The 19,146-nt window shown below is 67.0% G+C and carries 11 protein-coding genes; 2 read left to right on the forward strand and 9 right to left on the reverse strand.

The genetic code is table 11. The features are described 5' to 3' along the window. Positions 1 to 403 precede the first annotated feature (403 nt). The 6 genes from GQ464_RS05680 to GQ464_RS05705 form a co-directional block, all read right to left on the reverse strand. Positions 404 to 2,395, reverse strand: a complete 1,992-nt coding sequence (locus GQ464_RS05680) for a T9SS type A sorting domain-containing protein (RefSeq protein ID WP_166980349.1) — start codon at positions 2,393 to 2,395, stop codon at positions 404 to 406. Between the two features lie 225 nt (positions 2,396 to 2,620). Continuing rightward, positions 2,621 to 3,673, reverse strand: a complete 1,053-nt coding sequence (locus GQ464_RS05685; RefSeq protein ID WP_166980347.1) for a PorV/PorQ family protein — start codon at positions 3,671 to 3,673, stop codon at positions 2,621 to 2,623. Positions 3,674 to 3,722: 49 nt separating this feature from the next. Continuing rightward, on the reverse strand, positions 3,723 to 7,580 hold the full coding sequence (locus GQ464_RS05690) for a hypothetical protein (RefSeq protein ID WP_166980345.1): 3,858 nt from the start codon (positions 7,578 to 7,580) through the stop codon (positions 3,723 to 3,725). Positions 7,581 to 7,606: 26 nt separating this feature from the next. Next, on the reverse strand, positions 7,607 to 10,465 hold the full coding sequence (locus GQ464_RS05695) for a TonB-dependent receptor (RefSeq protein ID WP_166980343.1): 2,859 nt from the start codon (positions 10,463 to 10,465) through the stop codon (positions 7,607 to 7,609). A gap of 15 nt (positions 10,466 to 10,480) precedes the next feature. Further along, positions 10,481 to 12,157: a peptidylprolyl isomerase gene (locus GQ464_RS05700; protein WP_166980341.1), complete on the reverse strand. Its 1,677-nt coding sequence runs from the start codon at positions 12,155 to 12,157 to the stop codon at positions 10,481 to 10,483. A gap of 15 nt (positions 12,158 to 12,172) precedes the next feature. Next, on the reverse strand, positions 12,173 to 13,210 hold the full coding sequence (locus GQ464_RS05705; RefSeq protein WP_166980339.1) for a LacI family DNA-binding transcriptional regulator: 1,038 nt from the start codon (positions 13,208 to 13,210) through the stop codon (positions 12,173 to 12,175). Between the two features lie 208 nt (positions 13,211 to 13,418). Between GQ464_RS05705 and GQ464_RS05710 the strand changes: the two genes are divergently transcribed. Beyond that, positions 13,419 to 14,546 carry a glycosyltransferase family 4 protein gene (locus GQ464_RS05710; RefSeq protein WP_166980337.1) on the forward strand — a complete coding sequence of 376 codons (1,128 nt, stop codon included), beginning with the start codon at positions 13,419 to 13,421 and terminating at the stop codon, positions 14,544 to 14,546. On the opposite strand, the gene GQ464_RS05715 is transcribed toward GQ464_RS05710, so the two are convergent. From GQ464_RS05715 to prmC, 3 genes are read right to left on the reverse strand one after another with little or no spacing between them, the layout of a single operon-like run. Further along, on the reverse strand, positions 14,522 to 15,403 hold the full coding sequence (locus tag GQ464_RS05715; RefSeq protein ID WP_166980335.1) for a nitrilase-related carbon-nitrogen hydrolase: 882 nt from the start codon (positions 15,401 to 15,403) through the stop codon (positions 14,522 to 14,524). The two genes, GQ464_RS05710 and GQ464_RS05715, sit on opposite strands and share 25 nt — an antisense overlap. A gap of 19 nt (positions 15,404 to 15,422) precedes the next feature. Beyond that, a complete protein-coding gene (gene mntA / locus GQ464_RS05720; RefSeq protein ID WP_166980333.1) occupies positions 15,423 to 15,926 on the reverse strand; it encodes a type VII toxin-antitoxin system MntA family adenylyltransferase antitoxin in 504 nt (167 codons plus the stop codon). Positions 15,927 to 15,956: 30 nt separating this feature from the next. Next, positions 15,957 to 16,829: a peptide chain release factor N(5)-glutamine methyltransferase gene (gene prmC, locus GQ464_RS05725; protein WP_166980331.1), complete on the reverse strand. Its 873-nt coding sequence runs from the start codon at positions 16,827 to 16,829 to the stop codon at positions 15,957 to 15,959. Positions 16,830 to 17,074: 245 nt separating this feature from the next. On the opposite strand from prmC, the gene glgP reads away from it, so the two are divergent. Continuing rightward, complete coding sequence (gene glgP / locus GQ464_RS05730) at positions 17,075 to 19,135, forward strand: alpha-glucan family phosphorylase (RefSeq protein ID WP_166980329.1); 2,061 nt, start codon at positions 17,075 to 17,077, stop codon at positions 19,133 to 19,135. Positions 19,136 to 19,146: the final 11 nt, after the last annotated feature.

Genomic DNA, 19,146 nt, shown 5'->3' on the forward strand with positions numbered 1-19,146 from the left:
ATATGTTTTCTGGTTTTTGTACATGAAAAATTGATTGCCGAACTGATGCTATGCGGTAAACGGCGAAGCCGCCACGTTGCTCTCCTTACGCGTCGTAACACCCCCCGGCCAGGGAGCGGGCGACCCCCATCCCCCCTTCGGGGTACGTCCCCCTGTGCGGCTTTCGGCCAGGGGGAAGGGTTCGTGCCGGCACGACGCGGCCTATAAAGCCCCTCACCATGCGAAGGGGAGGTGTCGCGAAGCGACGGAGGGGTAGCCCCCGGCGCTGGCGGCTACGCGGCGGAGGGGGCATCCTGCTGCCGCACCGGTCTGCACGACGTAATTCCTGGTATCCAAACGCCGCGGGGCCGGCGGCCACGGAAAGAAGCCGCCGGCCCCGGGCGTCATCGGCGCGGGTGCCGCCTCACTTGAGCAGCACCATCCGGCGCGTGATCACCTGGTTCGGCGTCTCGAGCCGGTAGAGGTAGAGACCGCTGGCCAGGTCGCCCGCATCGAAGGTGACGCGGTACGTCGCCGCCGGCTGCACGCCGTCGACGAGCGTCGCCACCACGCGGCCGAGCACGTCATAGACCCGCACCTTCACGTCCATCGTCCGGTCGATCGTGTACTCGAACGTCGTCCGCGGGTTGAAGGGGTTCGGGAAGTTCTGGCCCAGGCTGATGCGCGTGGGCACCTCGCCCTCGACCGTCTCGATGCCGGTCACGAGCGCCGGGTTCCGCTCGAATGGCAGCGCCGTCTGCGCCGGCTCGAACGTCTCCTGCGGGAAGGCCCACGCCGAAGGCCAGGTGCCGTCGCCGTTGGGCACGATGAAGCGCGTGCGACGGCGCCCCGGCTCCGAACCCAGCCCCTGTCCAGGCTCGGTGAACAGCTCGTTCCCCTGACCGTAGGTGTACTGGTACTGGATGCCGCTGTAGGTCGGCCCGCTGATCGTGATCGTGCCGGTATAGATACCGTCACCGTCGGCGTCCGTCAGCAGCGTACGGCGGTCCGTATCCGCCAGATCCTGCGTGAAGCGCCAGATCGGGTCGCCGAAGGTGACGAAGACCGAGTCGCCGCCGGCCGGGTCGAACGGATCGGCATTGTTGCTCAGCGCCGGCGTCATGTCCACCGAGAAGGTGAGGGCGATGTCGTTGCCCTCCGGAATGATGTTGCCCTCGAAGATGTCGTTGAAGCGCTGGTCCCCGAGGAACTGGTCAGCGGTACCGGAAGCAAAGACAAAGACCCGGTCGGAGCCGGTCGTGGTGATGGGTTCTTCCCACCCGTCCGGCGGCTCTTTACCGAACTCCTGGATGAACGGCTCGTTGTTGAAGTCGATGAAGTACTTGTATGACACTTCGGTGCCCGGCACCAGCGTCAGCGGCATGATGCCTTCGAAGAAGTTTTCCTCGATGCGCTGGAGCAGGCACAGGTCAGGGTTGCTGCATCCCCAGCCGTTGAAGTCCCCGCGCACCTGGAGCGTATCCCCGCGGGCACGGCTGAAAATGCCGATCTCCTCGAGCGGCGTCAGGTCCACCGAGAAGATGACGTTGTGGGTCACCACCTCTCCGACTACCGGCTTCGAGTTGTCGAAGTAGACCCAGTGGAGCGTGGTGTCGCTGGTGGGTACGGTGAAGGTGCGGTTATCGATGCCGGACTCCCAGCCGTCGGCGCCGACGATGAATTTATAGGGCTGCGTCATGCCGGCGGCCGCCGTCGGGTAGTAGGCCACGCCCGAGAAGAGGTGATACCCCGGCTTCGTGTCGTCGGTGCTCTCCTGGGTCAGCACAACGTTGTTGGTGCCCCAGTCGAGCTGTGAGAGACCGCCCAGACCATCGCCCCGCACGGCGATCTCGGAGGTGGCGGGGTCGTAGCCGACCGCGATGGCGCTCTCGGTGTTCATGTAGACGCGGAACCAGACGGCGATGGAGTCCTCCTTCATCTCGTAGGGCCGCCAGTCATAGGGCTGCCGTTCACCCTTCACGAAGAAGTGCAATGGCAGTTCAACGTCGCCGGTGCCAGCTTCGATGATATGATTCCCGTCACTATCCGTGTTTGAACTCCCATCCTCCCAGCCGCCGATGAGGTGATCCTCGGCCAACTGGCTGTAGAATTTGAACTTCAGCTCCGAATTGTCCGGGATCTGGAACGAGATCTGCCAGTAGTCGCCGCCGATGTTGGCCGGCTTGAGCGTGGTGTTGTCGTTCCAGTCGATGACGTTGCCGTCGGGCAGGGTGACGCCGCCCGTGCCGTCGATGGCACCACGGACCTGGATCTCGTCCATGGCGTCGACGGTGTCCGGCAACGTGGCGGTGTTGAGTTGCAGCGTCACGGTGCGCTGCGCGAGGGCCGGTCCGGCAAAGACGGCGATGACGGCGAGCATCATCAGACCGTGCCGGAGTAGTGTAGCGGTTCGCATGGGTCCCCTCCTGTGGGTTGGTTCAGGTAATCGGTTGTTCCAGGTTACGGGCGCGGCGCAACGCCCCGCTCTCCCTCATGCGCCAGGTGTTCGGGATTGAAGATTGGAGGATTGAAGATTGGAAGATTGAAAATTGCACATTGGAGGAAGGCCAAAGGGGCTGGCTCCCCAATCTGAAATCTGCAATTTGCAACCTGCAATCCGCAATCCCCCTCCCGGGGCGTCTCAGAACCGCATCGCCAGGGTGAAGCGGTTGACGCCGTCGAAAAACTCCTGTTGTTCGTAGGCATAGTCGGCGGCAAAGTCGAGCGGGCCGAAGGCGTATCGCAGGCCGGCGCCGAGGGTGAAGGAGCGGACGTTCTCCGGCAGGAACAGCTCGCTGTAGCCGCCGCGCAGCAGGAGCAGGTCGCCGAGCAGCCCCAGTTCCGCGCCGAGGTTGACGTACTGCTCGCTGTTGTTCGGGTTGATGGCCTCCGCCGAGAGCGTCAACCGGGAGCCGGCGCCCTGAAAGACCTCCCCGGCCAGACCGATGCGCATGACCAGCGGCAGGTCGAAGGCGTCGGTCTTGAGCAGGGCACGGTTGCTCTCGTTGTTGCCGCGGTTGTTGGGGTCGATGTCCACGCGCACGAGCAGGTCGTCCCCGCCGATGCGCATCTTGGTGCCGAAGTTGGTGATGGCGGCGCCCAGGCGGATGCCCCGGAAGGGGGTGACGAAGGTCGTCCCCAGGTCGAAGGCCACGCCGCTAGCGCTCGACTCGGCGATCCGCTCAGTGACCACCTTCACCGAGCCGCCAAGGGCGAACCGGTCGGTGAGGGCCCGGCCATAGGCGAGGGCGAAGGCATACGAGGCAGCGTTGAACGTCTCGCCGGTGCCGTTCTGCGCCTCCACGGTGGTCACCTCCATCTCGGACGTACGCATGGACGTGACGCCCAGGCCGAACGTGCCGAAGGACGTCGGCATCGTGACGGCCACGAAGTTGAAGTCGATGCCGGCCAGCCACTCGGCGTACTCGACGACCAGGTGCCCCTTCTGCATCCCGCCCAGCCCCGCCGGGTTCCAGTAGACGGCCGTGGCGTCGTCGACCAGGGCGGTGACGGCGCTGCCCATGGCGGTGGCCCGCGCCCCCACCGGAATGTTGAGAAATTCGGCCGCCGCCGTGCCGCGCCGGGTCACCTCGCGCGTGACGTTGTCGAACTGGGCGCGTGCCGGCACCGCAGCCAGCAGCCACCCCAGGGCCAGACCTGCCACAATCCGATAGGGAAACGTCGTCGTATACATGATTCAGCTGCAATGAGCCCGGGTGCCGGTCGGCACCGGCCGTTTCTGGCTACTTGATGATGGCGAAGGTACCCGTCGTCTCACCGATCCCCGGTGCTTCGACGTGATAGAGGTAGACGCCGTAGGAAACCGTCAGGCCGTCCTCTGTCTCCAGATCCCATTCGAGGGTACCGTCGAGCAGGGCCGCCGGCGCCAGCGGATCGTTCACCCCTTCCTCCCGGCGCAACGTGCGCAGGTGCTTGCCGCTGACGGTGAAGATGCGCACGGTGGCCTGCGGCGGCAGGTTGATGAACTTGATCGCCCGCGGGCCGCGCCCCGTCGTGAACGGGTTGAGCCGCTCGAACCGGTTCGTGACCACGTACGGGTTGGGCACCACCCGCACGTTCCTGAGCTGCTCGCGGGCCTTCTCCGCATCCACCTTCGGCCCTGCCGTGGTGAACTCGAAGGCGTCGGTCGAGAGGAACGGCTTGCGTGTGACGATCCGCGCCTCGTCGCCCTGCTGCGGGTCGCGGCGGTCCCTGAAGACGAAGTTGAGCGAGATGGCCCACGTGATGACCTCCTGCCCGCTCGGGTCGCCCACCTTGGGTTCCATCAGGATGATGATGTCGCTCTCGCCGATGGAGGGGTCGGCGCTGAAGGTGGCCGGCTCGGTGGACTCGGCGCCGGTGAAATCCGGGCCGCTGCGGTCCCAGAAGGCGAACTTGACGGGCACCTCGGTGCCGTCCGGCTCCAGGCGCACCACCTCCACGTTCGTGGGCCGTGCCGGCAGCGAGGTGCGGCGCGTCACCTGCATCGGCTCGGACATCGTCGTGCCCGGCGCCACGATCCGCACCCGGTAGTCCGCCGGGTTGCGCAGCCCCTTGATCCCCAGCGCCGCCGACTGGAACGGGTCGAGCGCGATCGGATAGATCGACGGGTCGTTCCACCCGGACTCGGTCGTGTTCAGCGTGATGAACTTCTCCAGGAAGAACAGCAGGCGGAAGCCGATGGGGCGGCCCTGGTCGTCGAGCACGGGGAACTCCTCCGTATCCTTGAAGGCCGTCGAGCGGTTCAGGATGACCTCGCCCGTCTCGGCATCGGTGAGCGTGAAGTTCTTCGTCGTGAGCGTGTCCGGCGTGTTGCTCCGCCCGGCGATGAGGGTGTCCTCGAACGTGATGCGATAGCGCCGGCCGTCCTGGATCACCGTCGGGTCGATGATCTCGTAGCCGATGCGGCTGCTGGTGGAGCCCCGCACGCGCTGCAGGTCCACGATGTCGGCCCCCTGAAAACCGGCCACGGGCGCCGTCGGCCTGACACGCACCACGTTCGGGCCGGTACGGATGGAGCCGTCGGCCAGGCGCTGGATACGGATGGGCGACTCGGTCGGCGAGATGTTGGCGTTGGGCGCGCCGAAGTCGTAGGCCGTCACGGCATAGAAGTATTCGATGCCGTTCGTGACGGTCGTGTCCACGAAGACGTGGGTGAGGCCGTTGGCGTCCTCGCCGGGGTCGCGGCGGTTGTCGCCCAGGTAGAACTTGACGCCGTTGACGTCGACCGGGTGGAAGCCTGCGTGTTCGTTGATGAGATCGAACTGGGCGATGGGCTTGCGGAAGATCAGGTTGCCGCGCCCGTCGGTGATCTGGAGGGCGTCGAGGAAGGCCGGGTCGGTGGACCGGTAGACGCGGTAGCCCTCGAAGTCGCGGGCCTCCAGGCCGAGCCCGGCCAGGAACTGGTCGAAGGACTCCTCGGCGGCGCTGTCCCAGTAGAGCGTCACGCGGCCGTCGCCCGGCACAGCGCGGACCGTCGGCGTGATGGGGGCCTGGGCGAACTGGTAGTCCTCCAGGTAGGCGTTGAGGGCATTGTCCCGCACGGCCAGCACCGACTCCCGGTCCGAGTTGATCTGAATCGAAAGGGAGAAGCGTTCGGTCTGCCCGGCCCTCAGGGGAAAGAGGCCGCTGGAGACGGCCAGGTCGTTCTCACCGGGCGGAGGTCTCTGGGTGGTGATCGATCCCGGCACCATATAGGTGAAGAAGAGGAAACGGTCCGACCGGGTGTTGAAGTTGAGCGAGCCGGCGGGGAAGATCTGGGCGTTGGTGATGCCGATCTGGTCGGACTCGGCGACGTCGGTCACGTCGATGTTGCGCTCGCCGGGGAAGCCGGTGCCGGCGCCGCTGGTGGGCACCCCGTCCTGGTCGCCGGGGTCGCCGGTGAAGGGGACGCCGTCGAGGCCGCTGTCGTCCTGCAGCGGGTTCCAGTCGCCGTCGTTGTCGATGCCGTCGGCGCGGCTCTCGTCGATCATCTCGTCGATGCCCTCGTCGATGCCCTCGTCCACGGCGCCGTCCCCGTCGTTGTCGAGGCCGTCGGCGTAGCACTTGCCCAGGTCCTCGGGGCCGACGTCGTAGAGGACGATGTCCGTGCCGGGCACGCGGTAGCGGCGGTACGGGTCGGCGGCAGCCGCATCGACGATCTCCTGTGTGATGACGGGCGAGCCGGGTTCACTCAGGTAGGGATAGTTCGCCGTCGGGGTCACACACGAGTCGTCGTTATCGATCCCGTCCTTGAAAGGCAGGCCCAGGTCCTCCTCCCCCACCATGACCAGGTGTACGATGGGCGAGCCGTCGGCCCGCCGCGAGATCGCGTCGTTGCCGGGGTTCGGCGGCCAGCGGCGCCAGACGTCCGGCGTGGCCGCAGCGATCATCTCCTGCGTGACGACCGGCCCGCCCTGCTCGCCGTCGGCGTCGTTGTCGATGAAGTCCGCATAGCCGACGCCGGCGCTGGAGCCCAGTTCGCCCGAGAACGGGATGTGGCTGGCGTTCTCGTCGATGAGGCCGTTGCCGTTGTCATCGATGCCGTTGGTGGGATCCTCCCCGGCGAGCATGTCCTGCGAGATGACGGGGCTGTTGCACTCGCCCACGGCCGGCGTGCAATCGTCCGCCGTCGAGCCGTCGCCGTCGTTGTCGATGCGGTCGACGGCGTTGCCGGGCGTCTCCAGGAACGCGATGGCGGCCTCCCCGACGCGGTCGGAGCCGAAGGGCTCGGTGCCGATGCCGTCGGCGTCGGTCATGAAGGCCACGTCTTCGAGGACGTCGAAGAAGGGGATGTCGTCCTGGCTGTCCCCGCCGACGAGGTCGGCCAGCCACATCGTCATGCCCACCTTCTTCAGGTCCTCGGTGCCGTCGTTCTTGACGGCATAGAGCAGGAAGATGGCGTCGTCGATGAGGATCTGCGTCCAGGCCATCACGCGCGTCTCGACGATGAGGCCGAGGCCCTTGCGCGTCAGGTCGGTCGAGTCGGGGAAGTAATTCGGATAGCGGTTGTAGTTGTCATCGCCCGCCTTGTAGAAGAATTCCTGATCGGCGTTGAAGACATCCTTTCCAAAGAAGCCGTTCCAGGAGCCGCGCCAGCCGGGATCCTGCGTGTCGGAGAGCTTGTCGGGCCAGAAGTCGGGCCAGGAGGAGGGTTCGTCGGACTGGGCGATGCCGAGCTCGCGGCCGCCGGGCTGCACGTACCCCTTGATGGGCTCGAACGTCCAGGATTCGCTCGTGACGGGATCGGAGCGGAAGTCGGAGACGTCCACGATCCAGATCGTCTGGCCGTTGCGATCGGTCACCTCGGCGCCGACCCAGAGCTGGGAGAGGGCCACGTAGATGCGGTTGGTGTTCTTGGGCCACTCGTAGAAGACGTTGTCGGGCAGGTCGGGCCCGCCGCCCTCACACTGGGCCGTCTGGTTCCAGTTGGTGATGGCGGCGGCCAGGTTGTTGCCGTCGACGATGTCGCAGCGGCGCTCGTTCGGGTCGACGCGCTCCTTGCTGGGCACGTGGTTGCGGTCGATGACGCCCTGGGCATGGGCCGTGGCCGGCAGCGCCAGCAGCAGGAGCAGCGCCGGCCACCACCGGATCATCGTGGGTCGCGCGGATGGATACGTCATGGAAGTCTATCGCACTCGTCGGATGCTCAGAAGTCGAAGCCGATGCCGGCCTGGATGCGGCGCGGCTCGCGGTAGAAGTCGGGCCGGACGAAGTAGCCCGGGTCGAACGAACCCGTCTGGAACTGGGTGACGGTCACGTCCGGCTTGCCGGTGTCGGCGAAGACGGCCTGCACGTTGCGGGTGTCGAGCAGGTTGAAGACTTCGACGAAGAGCCGGGGCCGGACGACGCCCAGGTCGAACGTCTTCTGGAAGTTGAGATCGAGTTCGAACGTCCACGGCATGCGGCGCGAGTTGGTCGGAAACTCGGGCGGCACGTCGTTGCCGAAGAGGGCCGCCTCGGGGAAGAAGGGGGTGTAGGGGAAGCCCGACTCGAGCCGGAAGCGCAGCGCCCCGCCCCAGTTCTCCCGCCCGTAGTAGATGGCCCCGGCCACCTTGTGCCGCTGGTCCCAGTTCAGCGGCAGCAATTGCAGCGACGGCTCCTGGTTGTTGCGCAGCGCGATCAGCTCGTCAGCCGGGTTCGAGTTCGACCCTTCGACCACCTGAAACGTGTAGTTGATGTCGAAGCCGTAGTGATCCCGGAAGTGGCGCTTGAACGTCAGCGTCACGCCGCGCGTGTTGGCATAGTCGCGGTTGGTGAAGATGGTGTAGTTGACGCCGGGCCGGGCCGTCTGCAGGATGACCGATGTGGAGACCCAGTTGCGGATGTCGCGGTTGTAGGCCGTCACGTCCACGACGAAGTCGCCCAGGCCCTGCCGGAAGCCCAGCTCGTACATGGTCGTCTTCTGCGGCTCCAGGTCCGGGTTGCCGAACGGCCCGTACGTCCCCGTCGTGCCGCCGACCTTGTAGCCGAACTGGTCGAACAGGTTGACGAAAGAAGGGATCTGGAAGAAGATGCCGTAGGAGAAGTGCACCACGCCCTGCTCGGTGATCGGGTAGGCGATGCCCAGGCGCGGCGAGAGCTGCGTCTTGGGCGAGGTGCTCGTCCACCAGTACGCCTGTCGCTCTTCGAGGCTGACGCGGTTGTCGTCCCGCTCCTCGTCCTTGGTGATCTTGCCGTCGCCGTTGAGGTCGTGGAACCGGTTCTCCAGCTTGAGCGGGTTGAAGATGTTCGGGTCGGAGGGGTCGGCCGGGATGCGGGAGCGGGCATCGAAGTAGTCGAAGCGCAGGCCGGCGTTCACGATGAAGCTTTCCAGTTCGATCTTGTCCTGCACGTAGGCGCTGAGGGTGATCGGGCTGGCGCCTTCGAAGCTGTTGAACGCGGGGGAATCCTGTGGCGGGATGGCCGGTTCGAAGGGTTCTTTGCGGCTGCCGTCCTCGTTCGTGGCGGGGATCAGGCCGAAGCCCGTGGCCCGCATGTCGTCCACTTTGACCTGGAAGCCGGTCTTGACCAGGTGGTGGCTGCCGAGCTGGGTGGAGAGGTCGCCCTTGAGCAGGTAGGTGCGCGTGGCGCGCTCGAAGCGCCCCAGGTCGGTGCCGCCCCGGGCAAAGCGGTTGGCGCCGGTGACGACCGGCACGTAGTCGCCCGAGCCGGGGACGAGTTCCAGCGAGTCGGGCGGGCTGATGAGGAAGTCGTTGTAGCGCGGGTCGAAGGGATCTTCGAACGTCCAGCGCTGCACCTTGCGGTAGAAGGTGGCAACGTCGAGCGTGTAGAAGGCGGTGGCGCTGAGCAGGTGGGTCAGCTTCAGCTTGAGATCGTAGCCGCGGTCGGTGGTGGTGGCGCGGCCGTCGGGCGCCCAGCGCCAGAAGTGGCCCCCGTCGCGTCCCTCGGAGAAGGAACCCAGGCCGATGACGTTGAGGATCAGGCTGTTGGTCAGGCGCAGGCGCAGGTTCCCCTGCACGCTCGTCTTCTCGAAGGTGTTCAGCGGCACGAGGGCCGAGTCGCCGGCCGTGCCGTCCATGTTGAACAGGCGCGCCCCGTAGAGCCAGCCGTCGTTTTTGAAGTAGCGGCCGAGGAGGAACAGCGTGGCGCGGTCCGAGGCGATCGGCCCTTCGAGCGAGAGACGGGCGTTGTAGAAATGGGCCGGATCGACGGGCAGGTAGGAGTACGGATCGACGTCGCGGTACTGCACACCGGCCGACGTGAACCGTTCGATGTCGGTGCCGCGCAGGAACGCCTCACCGCCCTCGCCCGAGACCAGGTAACTGCCCGTGAAGACCTCGGCCGAACCGCCGAAACGGTCGCTGCGCCCTTCCTTCGTCACCACGTTGATGACGCCGGACATGGCGTTGCCGTACTCGGCGTTGAAGGTGCCGGAGATGACCTGCAGCTCCTGGATGCCGTCGTTCTCCACCTGGATGGCGGCCGAGCCGTCGTAGCTGTCGGTTACGGGCACACCATCGACCATGTACGTGATCTCGCTGGAACGGCCGCCGCGGATGTGGATGCCCTCGCGCATGGTGACGCCGGCCTGCACGTCGAGCAGCTGGCTCAGCTCGTTGACGGGCAACCGCTCGATCGTCTCACTCGTGACGCGGGCCTCGGAGCTGGTCACATCCTTCCGCACCGTCACCGCCTCGGCCGTCACGACGATCTCCTCACCCTGGATGATCTCCTGCGGCAGGGCAAAATCCACCGTTGTGGTCAGGTCCAGGTTGACCGTCACGCCGGTCTTGCGCTGGGTGGTATAGCCGATGAAGGAAGCCACGACGGTGTAGGTACCGGGCCGCACCCCGATGATGATGTACTCGCCGTCGATGTTGGTGGCCGTGCCCTGTGTGGTGCCCTCGATCACCACGTTCACCCCGGGCAACGGCTCGCCGGTGGTGGCGTCGGTGACGCGCCCGGCAATCTTGCCGGTCTGGGCGAAGGCGCCGGTGGCCGTCAGGCTCACGAGGCCCATCCACAACAGGGTCGGGAAGCTGCGCATGAAGGTGCCGGATTTCATCTTTCCAGGAGAAGGTCAGGAAGTCTTCTTTGCATCGAGCGCTGCCGCCAGCCGGGCCGCCGCCTCGCGATGCACCTGCACGTCGTACCGGGTCCGGAGGCGGTCGGCATGCTCCCGAAAGCGTTTCATCTCGAAATGCTCGCGGAGTTGCCGCTCGATCTCGGCGCGCGCTTCCTCGAACGGGGCGGGGCGAGCTGGCTGCCGGTCACCGATCTCCAGCAAAACGTACCGTCCTTTCACCTCGATCGGGCCGAGGACGGCACCGGGAGCGGCCTCGAACACCTTCGGGCCGAGCACGCCGAGCTGGTCCCGGGTCACATAGCCCAGGTCCCCCCCGGTGGCGTCGGCGCCGGGCCGGAGGGAATACCGCCGGGCCAGGTCCTCGAAGCGCGTCCTCCCGAGCCGGACCCGGAGCGACTCGGCCTCGGCCTTCGTCGCCACGAGGATCTCCCGGACCCGGACCCGCTCGGGAACCACGAAGGCGTCGCGGTAGGCTTCGTAATGTGCCCGGAGCGTGTCCTCGGGCACCACGGTGCCGGCCACGATGCGGGTGAAGGCCTGCTCCCAGATCCACTCGTCGAGGGCCCGGCGAAGCGCTTCCCTGAATTCGGGCAGGTCGTCGAGCCCGGCCGCCTCTGCCTGCTCGATCATCGCCTCCTGCACGGCCAGTCCCCGGACGAAGTCTTCCATCTCGGCCCGTGTGTCGATCGCGGCGCGGCGGGCCGCCCCGGTAAAGCGGGCCCGCTCGCGGAAGTCCGCCACGGTCCAGGTCCGGCGGCTGTCCAACGGGCCGAAGGAGACCAGAGGAGCCTCCAGGAAGGCCGCCGCGGTCTCGTCGTCGGTGATCCCGGCCCGGCCCGCCGCCTGATCCACGAGGTGCGAGAAAGCCGGTTCATGGAACGTGACCGCCAGCGCTGCGGCCGCATGGCGCACGTAGGCCGAGCGTGCCTGCGCCCGCTTCCGGCGGAGCACATAGGCCTCCAGCCGGTCCTTCTTCGCCGCGAACTCGGTCTCGGTCAGGATCGGCTTCGTGAAACGATCCTCCACCCGGATGATGGAATAGCCGTAGGCCGTCCGGACGGGTGCAGAGATTTCGCCGGGCCGGAGGGCGAAAGCGGCCTCCTCGAAGGCCGGATCCATCTCGTCGAAGGAGAAGTAGCCGAGGTCGCCGCCGCTTCGGGCCAGTGTGGTGTCGGCGAAGACCTCGCGGGCCAGCGTCTCGAACGATTCGCCGGCCTGCAGGCGGGCATAGAGGGCTTCGGCCGTTTCACGGGTCGGTGCATACAGATGCCGGGCCCGGAGCTGCGTGTTCATGCGGACGAACACCTCGGCCAGCTCCGCCTCCGTGACGCGGATCGTATCGAAGAGCACCCGGTCGGCAAAGGCTTCGACGAGCAGCTTGCGACGGGCTTTCTCACGGAAGAAGCGGAAGCCCTCCTCCTGCTCGATGCCCGCGTCGCGGGCCTCCCGTACGACGAGCTTCGTGGTGATGAGGCGCTGCAGAAACCCGTCGCGCAGGCGGGCATCGTCTTTCAGCCCGGTCTGGAGCAGGTAGTCGACGTATGCCGTCCGGAACGTTTCGGCGGACACCGGCTCGCCGGCCACGGTGAGCAGCGGCGTTTGCCGGGCTTCTCCACAGCCGGGCAGCCACGGAAAAAGCAGAACGAACAGCAACAGAGACGTGCGGTACATGACGGATCTCCGCATTCACCGGTCCGACATCCCGGATACCTCACGGACCGCCCGGCTACGGCAGGTGCGCCGTACCACCAGGCGGGGCGAAAACACGGTATGCGACACCGAGCGCTCGGGATGCTTCAGGCGGGAAAGCAGCTTCTCGATGGCAATACGGCCCATTTCGTACATGGGCTGGCGCAGCGTGGTCAGCCCCACGTATTTGCTGACCACGATATCGTCGAAACCGACGAGACCCATGTCCCTCGGAACCTGCAACCCGGCTTCCTGCAGGGCTTTCAGGGCACCGAGCGCCTGGATGTCGGAGGCCACGAAGACGGCATCCGGTCGTTCGTCTCGTTCCAGGAGTTGCCTCATCGCCTCGTAGCCGGCCTCTTCCACGAACCCGTAGGGCTTCCGGCCACTGGCCGCGATGAGGGCCGGATCGACGGACCGCCCCGCCTCTCGCAGGGCCTGTTCGTAGCCCTGGCGGCGTTGCACCGCCGGCGGGGGCTCCGGCGCGACGGTGATGTGGGCAATGCGTTCATAGCCCAGGTCGATCAGATACCGCGTGGCCATGTAGCCGCCCTTGACGTTGTCCACCGAGACCGAGTCGAAGTCCGGGTCGGCCGCGTCGACGAGGACGATGCTGCCCCGGGCGCTTTTGAGGCGGTTGCGGTACGCCTCCGTCAGCGGTGTCGAAAGCAGGAGCAGGCCATCGGCCCGGCCTTTCTGCAGGGCCCGCTCGAGCTGGCTGTCGATCTCCTGGGGCGAGGGAGCCGCATAGAGCAGCAGGTCGAAGTCACTCTCGGCCACGGCGTCCTGCATCCCCCGGATCACTTCCATGTAGAAGAAGTTCGACAGGACCGGGATGACGGCGGCAATGAGGTGGGTTTTGCGCCGGGCCAGGCTCTGTGCCGAGACGTGGGGCTGATAGCCCAGCTCCGCCGCCACACGAAGCACCCGGCGGCGGGTGGCCTCCGAAACCCGCGTGTGGTTGTTGAACACCCGCGACACCGTCGCAATGGAAACCCCGGCCTGCTCGGCGATATCGTAGATGGTGACGCCCAAATCGTCCCTCCGTATGTAAGCGCTTACCAAAATACTAAGAAAAGAACGGCTCCACGTCAAGCCTTTCTGGCAGGTAATAATTCGTTCTCCCGTTTTTTAGTCTCTCGCCGTGAAAGCGCTACAATTCCCTTTCAACCCGATGAGGAAAAAAAGTGCGACCCGGGCGTACTGGTACCCCCGTTCTCGCGCAACGAAGGCACGCATTCCGATGGCCCGGGACCTCCTTTTCGCCCTCACCGGCGACGTGCGGCGCAACAGCCGCGCCCTGAAACAACTGCGCCTGCTCGCCGGGCTCGGGGCGGTGGTCGAAGTCCTGTGCCTGGGTCCGGAAGACGAGACGACCCGCCTCGACGAAGGCATTCTGCTCCACACCTTTCGCCCGCCTCCGGGGAGCGGCCCCCGCTTCTTCCGGCACGTCCACCGGCGCCTGCGTGCGGCGGCGCTGGCCCGACCGGCAAAGATCTACCATGCCAGCGACCTCTACGTGCTGCCGGCGCTGGCGGTAGCGGCGCGGCGTCACGGCGGGCGCCTCGTCTACGACGCCCGCGAGTGCTACCCGCACGTGGCCGCCACGGCCGGCCGCCCGTGGGTACGGGCGTTCTGGCACCTCGTCGAAGGCCACTACGTCCGCCGCGCCGATGCCGTCTTCACCGTCAGTCCCGGCATCGCGGCCCACATGGCCCGAACCTATGGTATCCCGGCGCCGGACGTGCTGTACAATGCGCCCGTCACCCGGCCGGTATGCCCGGCCGGGCAACTGCGGCGGCTGGCCGGGCTCCCGCCGTCGATGCCGCTGCTCCTGCACCAGGGCCAGCTGCGGCCGGATCGCGGCTGCGACCGCCTCCTCGACGCCCTGCCGGACGTGCCCGGGATTGCCCTGGTCTTCCTGGGTGACGGCCCCCACCGCCCGGCGCTCCAGGCCCACACCGAACGCCTCGGCCTCTCCGACCGCGTGCGCTTCCTCGACCCGGTCCCACCCGACGCCCTGCTCCCCCTGACCGCCGACGCCGACGTCGGCGTGACGCTCCTCGAAGACACCTGCCTCAACCACCGCCTGGCCCTGCCCAACAAGCTCTTCGAATACCTCATGGCCGGGCTGCCCGTCCTCGCCAGCGACCTGCCGGAAATCCGCCGCGTCGTCGTCCCGCACGACGTCGGCTGCGTGGTCGACCCTACCGACCGGCCCGCGCTCGTCGCAACGCTTCGCCGGATGACCGCCGACGCGGACACCCGCGCCCGCTGGGCCGCCAACACCCGCCGCGTCTTCGAAACGTTCAGCTGGGAGAAAACGGCACAGCCTCTGATCGAACGCTACCGCGCCTGGCTATCCGCCTGACGGTACGGAACGTCTCCGCCCTGTCCCTCCGGTGCCGCCCGTACGGCCCCCCCGGTGTACCGGTCCGGGCGCCGGTGACGAAGAAAAAGTTGCCGCGCCGGGGACGCCGCACACTGCCGCAGGTCGACGTCGGCGTAGAGGATGGCTTCTTCGCCGAAGGGCGCACGGGCGAGGACCCGTCCCGCCGGATCGACGACGAACGAGCCGCCCGCGAACGTGAGGACGTCTTCGGCGCCGACGCGGTTGGCCAGCGCCATGAAAAAGCCGTTCTGGAAGGCCGCCACCTGCAGTTCGGCCTCATAGATGCCCTCCGGCCACTCGCCCACGGCTCCGGCCTGCGGCACCACCACCAGATCCGCTCCGCCCAGCGCCAGCGCCCGCAGGTATTCGGGATAGTGCCGGTCGTAGCAGATCGCCACGCCGATCCGCCCGGCGGCCGTTTCATAGACCGGTGCACCGGTGTCGCCGGGCGTGTAGTAGTCCTGTTCGTAGAACCCTTCGTACTGGGTGATGTGCATCATGCGCGTCCGCCCGAGCAGGCGGCCGTCCGCGTCGATGACGGGCGAGGTATCGTAGGCGTGGTCGCCGTCGCGCTCGTACAGGTTGAGCACCACCACGACGCCGAGCCGCCGGGCCGCCTCCTGAAACGCCCCGGTCGTCGGGCCCGGTACCGGCTCGGCCCACGCCCGCGCCGCCGGGCCGCCCCGGTGCTGCGGGAAGAACGGGGTGAAGGCCAGTTCGGGATAGACCACCAGGTCGGCGCCGGCCGCCGCGGCTTCTTCGAGCGCCGCCAGCCCGCGCCGCACGTTCGCCGCCCGGTCCGCGGTCGCCCGGTGCTGGATGAGTGCGATTTTCATGGTTTTATCGGTCCATCGTTCACGGGTCTTCAACGAATCGCATCATCGCCCCGGCAAAAGCCGCCAAATCGTCCAGGCGTTCGAGGGCGGCAAAGACGAGCGCATCGTCCACGTCGAGGTATTCATGCACGAGGAGATTACACAGGCCGACGGCCCGGATGCGCTCGTGGATCGGCTGAAAGTCGAGGTACTCGCGCATGACGCGGTACGTTTCCGCCTCCAGGAAGGAGGGGTCCCGGACGAGCACCGGCACGCCGGACGCCAGCACCTCATAATAGACCAGCGCCGGTTTGTCTTTCAGGTTCATCACGTCGACGCGGTGCCCGGAGAAGGCTTCCTCCAGCGCCACCACGACGTCCAGCAGTTCCTCCGGGCGGTCCGCATAGACGGCCACGTCGATATCGCTCACCGGCGTCGGCCTCCCGGCCGCATACGAGCCGTAGAGCAGGCCGAAGCGAACCGGGTGCCGTTCGAGCACGGACCGAAGGCGTTCCAGGACGGTATGTCGGTCGAGCGTTGGCATGGAACGCAAACGCGGAGACGGACGGAAAGATCAGGGGCGTCGGGCCGAGACGATGCGAGGCTGCCCGGCCAGGTCGGCCTGGAGGCGTGCCTGCTCGAACCCGCCGGCCTCGAGCAGGTCGCGTACGGCCGCGCCATACCCGGCGTGTGTCTCGAAGACGACGTGGCCGCCGGGCCGGACGAGCACCGGCGCGACCCGTACGAGCACGCGGTAGAATCCGAGTGGGTCGGGTCCGGTGAACAGGGCCCGGTGCGGCTCGTGGGCCGCCACCTCGGGCGCGAGCGACGGGGCCTCTTCCGGCGGTACGTACGGCGGGTTGGAAACGAGCAGGTCCAGGTTGCCCGGCACGCGTCCGGGAAAGTCCGGGGCGAGGAGGTCGGCTTCGAGCCAGGCCACCTCCAGGCCCAGGCGTGCGGCGTTCTCGCGGGCCACGGCGAGGGCGGCGCGGCTGACGTCACAAGCGGCGACCGAGGCATCCGGGCGGGTGTGCTTCAGGGCCAGCGCGATGCACCCGCTGCCGGTGCCCACGTCGAGGACCCGGGGGGCCGGGCGCCCGGCGAGCAGGGCCAGCGCCGCCTCGACGACCTGCTCCGTCTCGGGCCGGGGGATGAGCACCGCCGGCGTCACACGCAGGCGTAGCCCGAAAAAGTGCGCCTCTTCCAGGATGTACTGGAGCGGCTCGCGACGGGCCCGGCGGACGAGCATCTCATCGAAACGACGCACGGCCTCTGGCGGCACGGAGCGTTCGGGATAGGCATAGAGCCGGGCGCGGTCACAGCCGAGCACGGCCCCGAGCAGCCACTCCACGTTGCGCCGCGCCTCGGGCACCCCGGCTTCCGACAGCCCCGCGACGGCAGCCTTCATCAGCGCCTGCTGCGTCCAGGCCCGTTCGACGTCCAGCATACCGGTTTCCCAATTAAGGATTTTAGATGATAATCGGCCCGTCATCGGCATCGGATCTGGCGACTTGCACCGGAAATGGTCATATTTTTGCCGCAGGTTACCGGTCTCCCGTACGACGTGATCCGAGCGCCGGAACGTTTCTGCCTGCCGCCGACCCGTTTTGCCGACGGGTTTTTACATGGGGTGATGTGTAAGCGTTTACAACCGGGCACGCTTCGCCAACCTATCAAGCAAACGCTGAAACGATGACCACACGCGAGAAGCTGACGGAGATAGCCACCAACCTCTGGTGGAGCTGGAACCCCGAGGCCCTCGACCTCTTCCGCCGTCTCAACCCGGGTGCCTTCGACGCGTCCGACCACAATCCGGTTGCCGCCCTGCGGCACGCGGATCCGGCCGTGCTCGAAGACACGGATTTTCAGCAAGCCGTCGACGTGGTCTACGACACCTTCGCGCGGTACCTGAACGCCCCGCCACACGTCACCGACGCCCCCCGGGTCGCCTACTTTTGTATGGAGTACGGGCTCCACGAGAGCCTGCCTTTCTATTCCGGTGGCCTGGGCATCCTGGCCGGCGACCACACCAAAGCGGCCAGCGACCTGGGCCTGCCGCTGACGGCCGTCGGGCTCTTCCTGCGCGACGGCTACTTCAAGCAGTTCTTCGACGTGCAGGGCCGGCAGCGGGCCGAGTTCCCGGGCGTCGACACCACCGAGTTGCCGCTGCAGCTCGTCACCGACGCGCACGGCAACCCGGTCACGGTCACCGTGCCCACCGGCTGGCAGGTGCTGCACCTGCGGGCCTGGCGACTGGCGCTCGGGCGGATCAACCTGTACCTGCTCGACACCGACTTCAGCGCCAACCCCTTCACCCTGCGTTTCCTCACGCGGCGGCTCTACCAGGGCGACCGCACCACCCGCATCCAGCAGGAGATCATCCTCGGCATCGGCGGCATCCGGATGCTGCGCGCGCTCGGCGTGGAGGTCGACGTCTACCACCTCAACGAGGGACACTGTGCCTTCCTCACCCTCGAACTGCTGCGCGAGGCGCTCGCCGAGGGCCGGCCCCGCCACGACGCCGAGACCGCCGTCCGGGAACGCTGCGTCTTTACCACCCATACCCCCGTCAAAGCCGGGCACGATCGCTTCGACCCCGGCCTCTTCCTCGAACAGATGCGCGGCTTCCAGCAGCAGATCGGCCTCTCGGATCACGACCTGCTGGCCTACGGGCGCATCAACCCGAACGACACCACCGAAGCCTTCACCATGACCGTCCTGGGCCTGAAGCTCTCGCGCAAGGCCAACGGCGTCTCGAAGCTCAACGGGGAAGTGGCCCGCCGGCAATGGCATGCCCTCTACCCCGACCGGCCCGTCGACGAGGTCCCCATCAGCCACGTCACCAACGGCGTGCACCTGCCCACCTGGACGGCGCCCCATGCCCGGCCGTTTCTCCGCATCCACCTCGGCGACGACTGGCTCGAACGACGGGACGACCCGGCCGTCTGGAAAAAGATACAGGACATTCCGGACGAAGCGCTCTGGGCCTACCGGCGGATGCTCCGCGAGCGGCTCATCCATTACATCCAGGAACGCATCCGGTACCAGACGCTGCCCCAGACCGCCGTGCTGGATCCCGACGTGCTCACCATCGGCTTTGCCCGGCGCTTTGCCACGTACAAACGCGCCACGCTGTTCTTCCTCGACCGGGAACGCGCCCTCGATTTCTTCCGGAACACCGACCGCCCCATCCAGATGATCTATGCGGGCAAGGCCCACCCGGACGACGAGGGGGGCAAGGCCCTCATCCGGGAAATCTATGAGATGACGAAGCACCCGGAGGTCAGGGGCAAGCTGGTCTTCGTCGAGGGCTACGACATGGCCGTCGGGCGCATGCTGACCTCCGGCTGCGACGTCTGGCTCAACAACCCGCGCCGTCCCTACGAGGCCAGCGGCACGAGCGGCCAGAAGGTGGCCGTTCACGGCGGGCTCAACCTCTCCATCCTCGACGGCTGGTGGCCCGAAGGCTACGACGGCACGAACGGCTGGGCCATCGGCAGGGAAGCCTCCCACCTGTACAAGGACCCGCAGGTCCAGGACCCCGAGGACGCCCACTTCCTCTACCAGACGCTGGAACAGGAGGTGCTTCCCGCCTTCTATGAGCGCGACGAGCGGGGCCTGCCGCCCGCCTGGATCGCGCGCATGCGCCGTGCCATGGAACGCCTGCCCTATGCCTTCAGCGCCCACCGGATGGTCATCGACTACGTCGAACAGATTTACCGGACCCCGGCGACGCAGGACGTTCCACGCTGACAGACCGCGCG

It is taken from the genome of Rhodocaloribacter litoris (assembly GCF_011682235.2).
GTDB lineage: Bacteria > Bacteroidota > Rhodothermia > Rhodothermales > ISCAR-4553 > Rhodocaloribacter > Rhodocaloribacter litoris.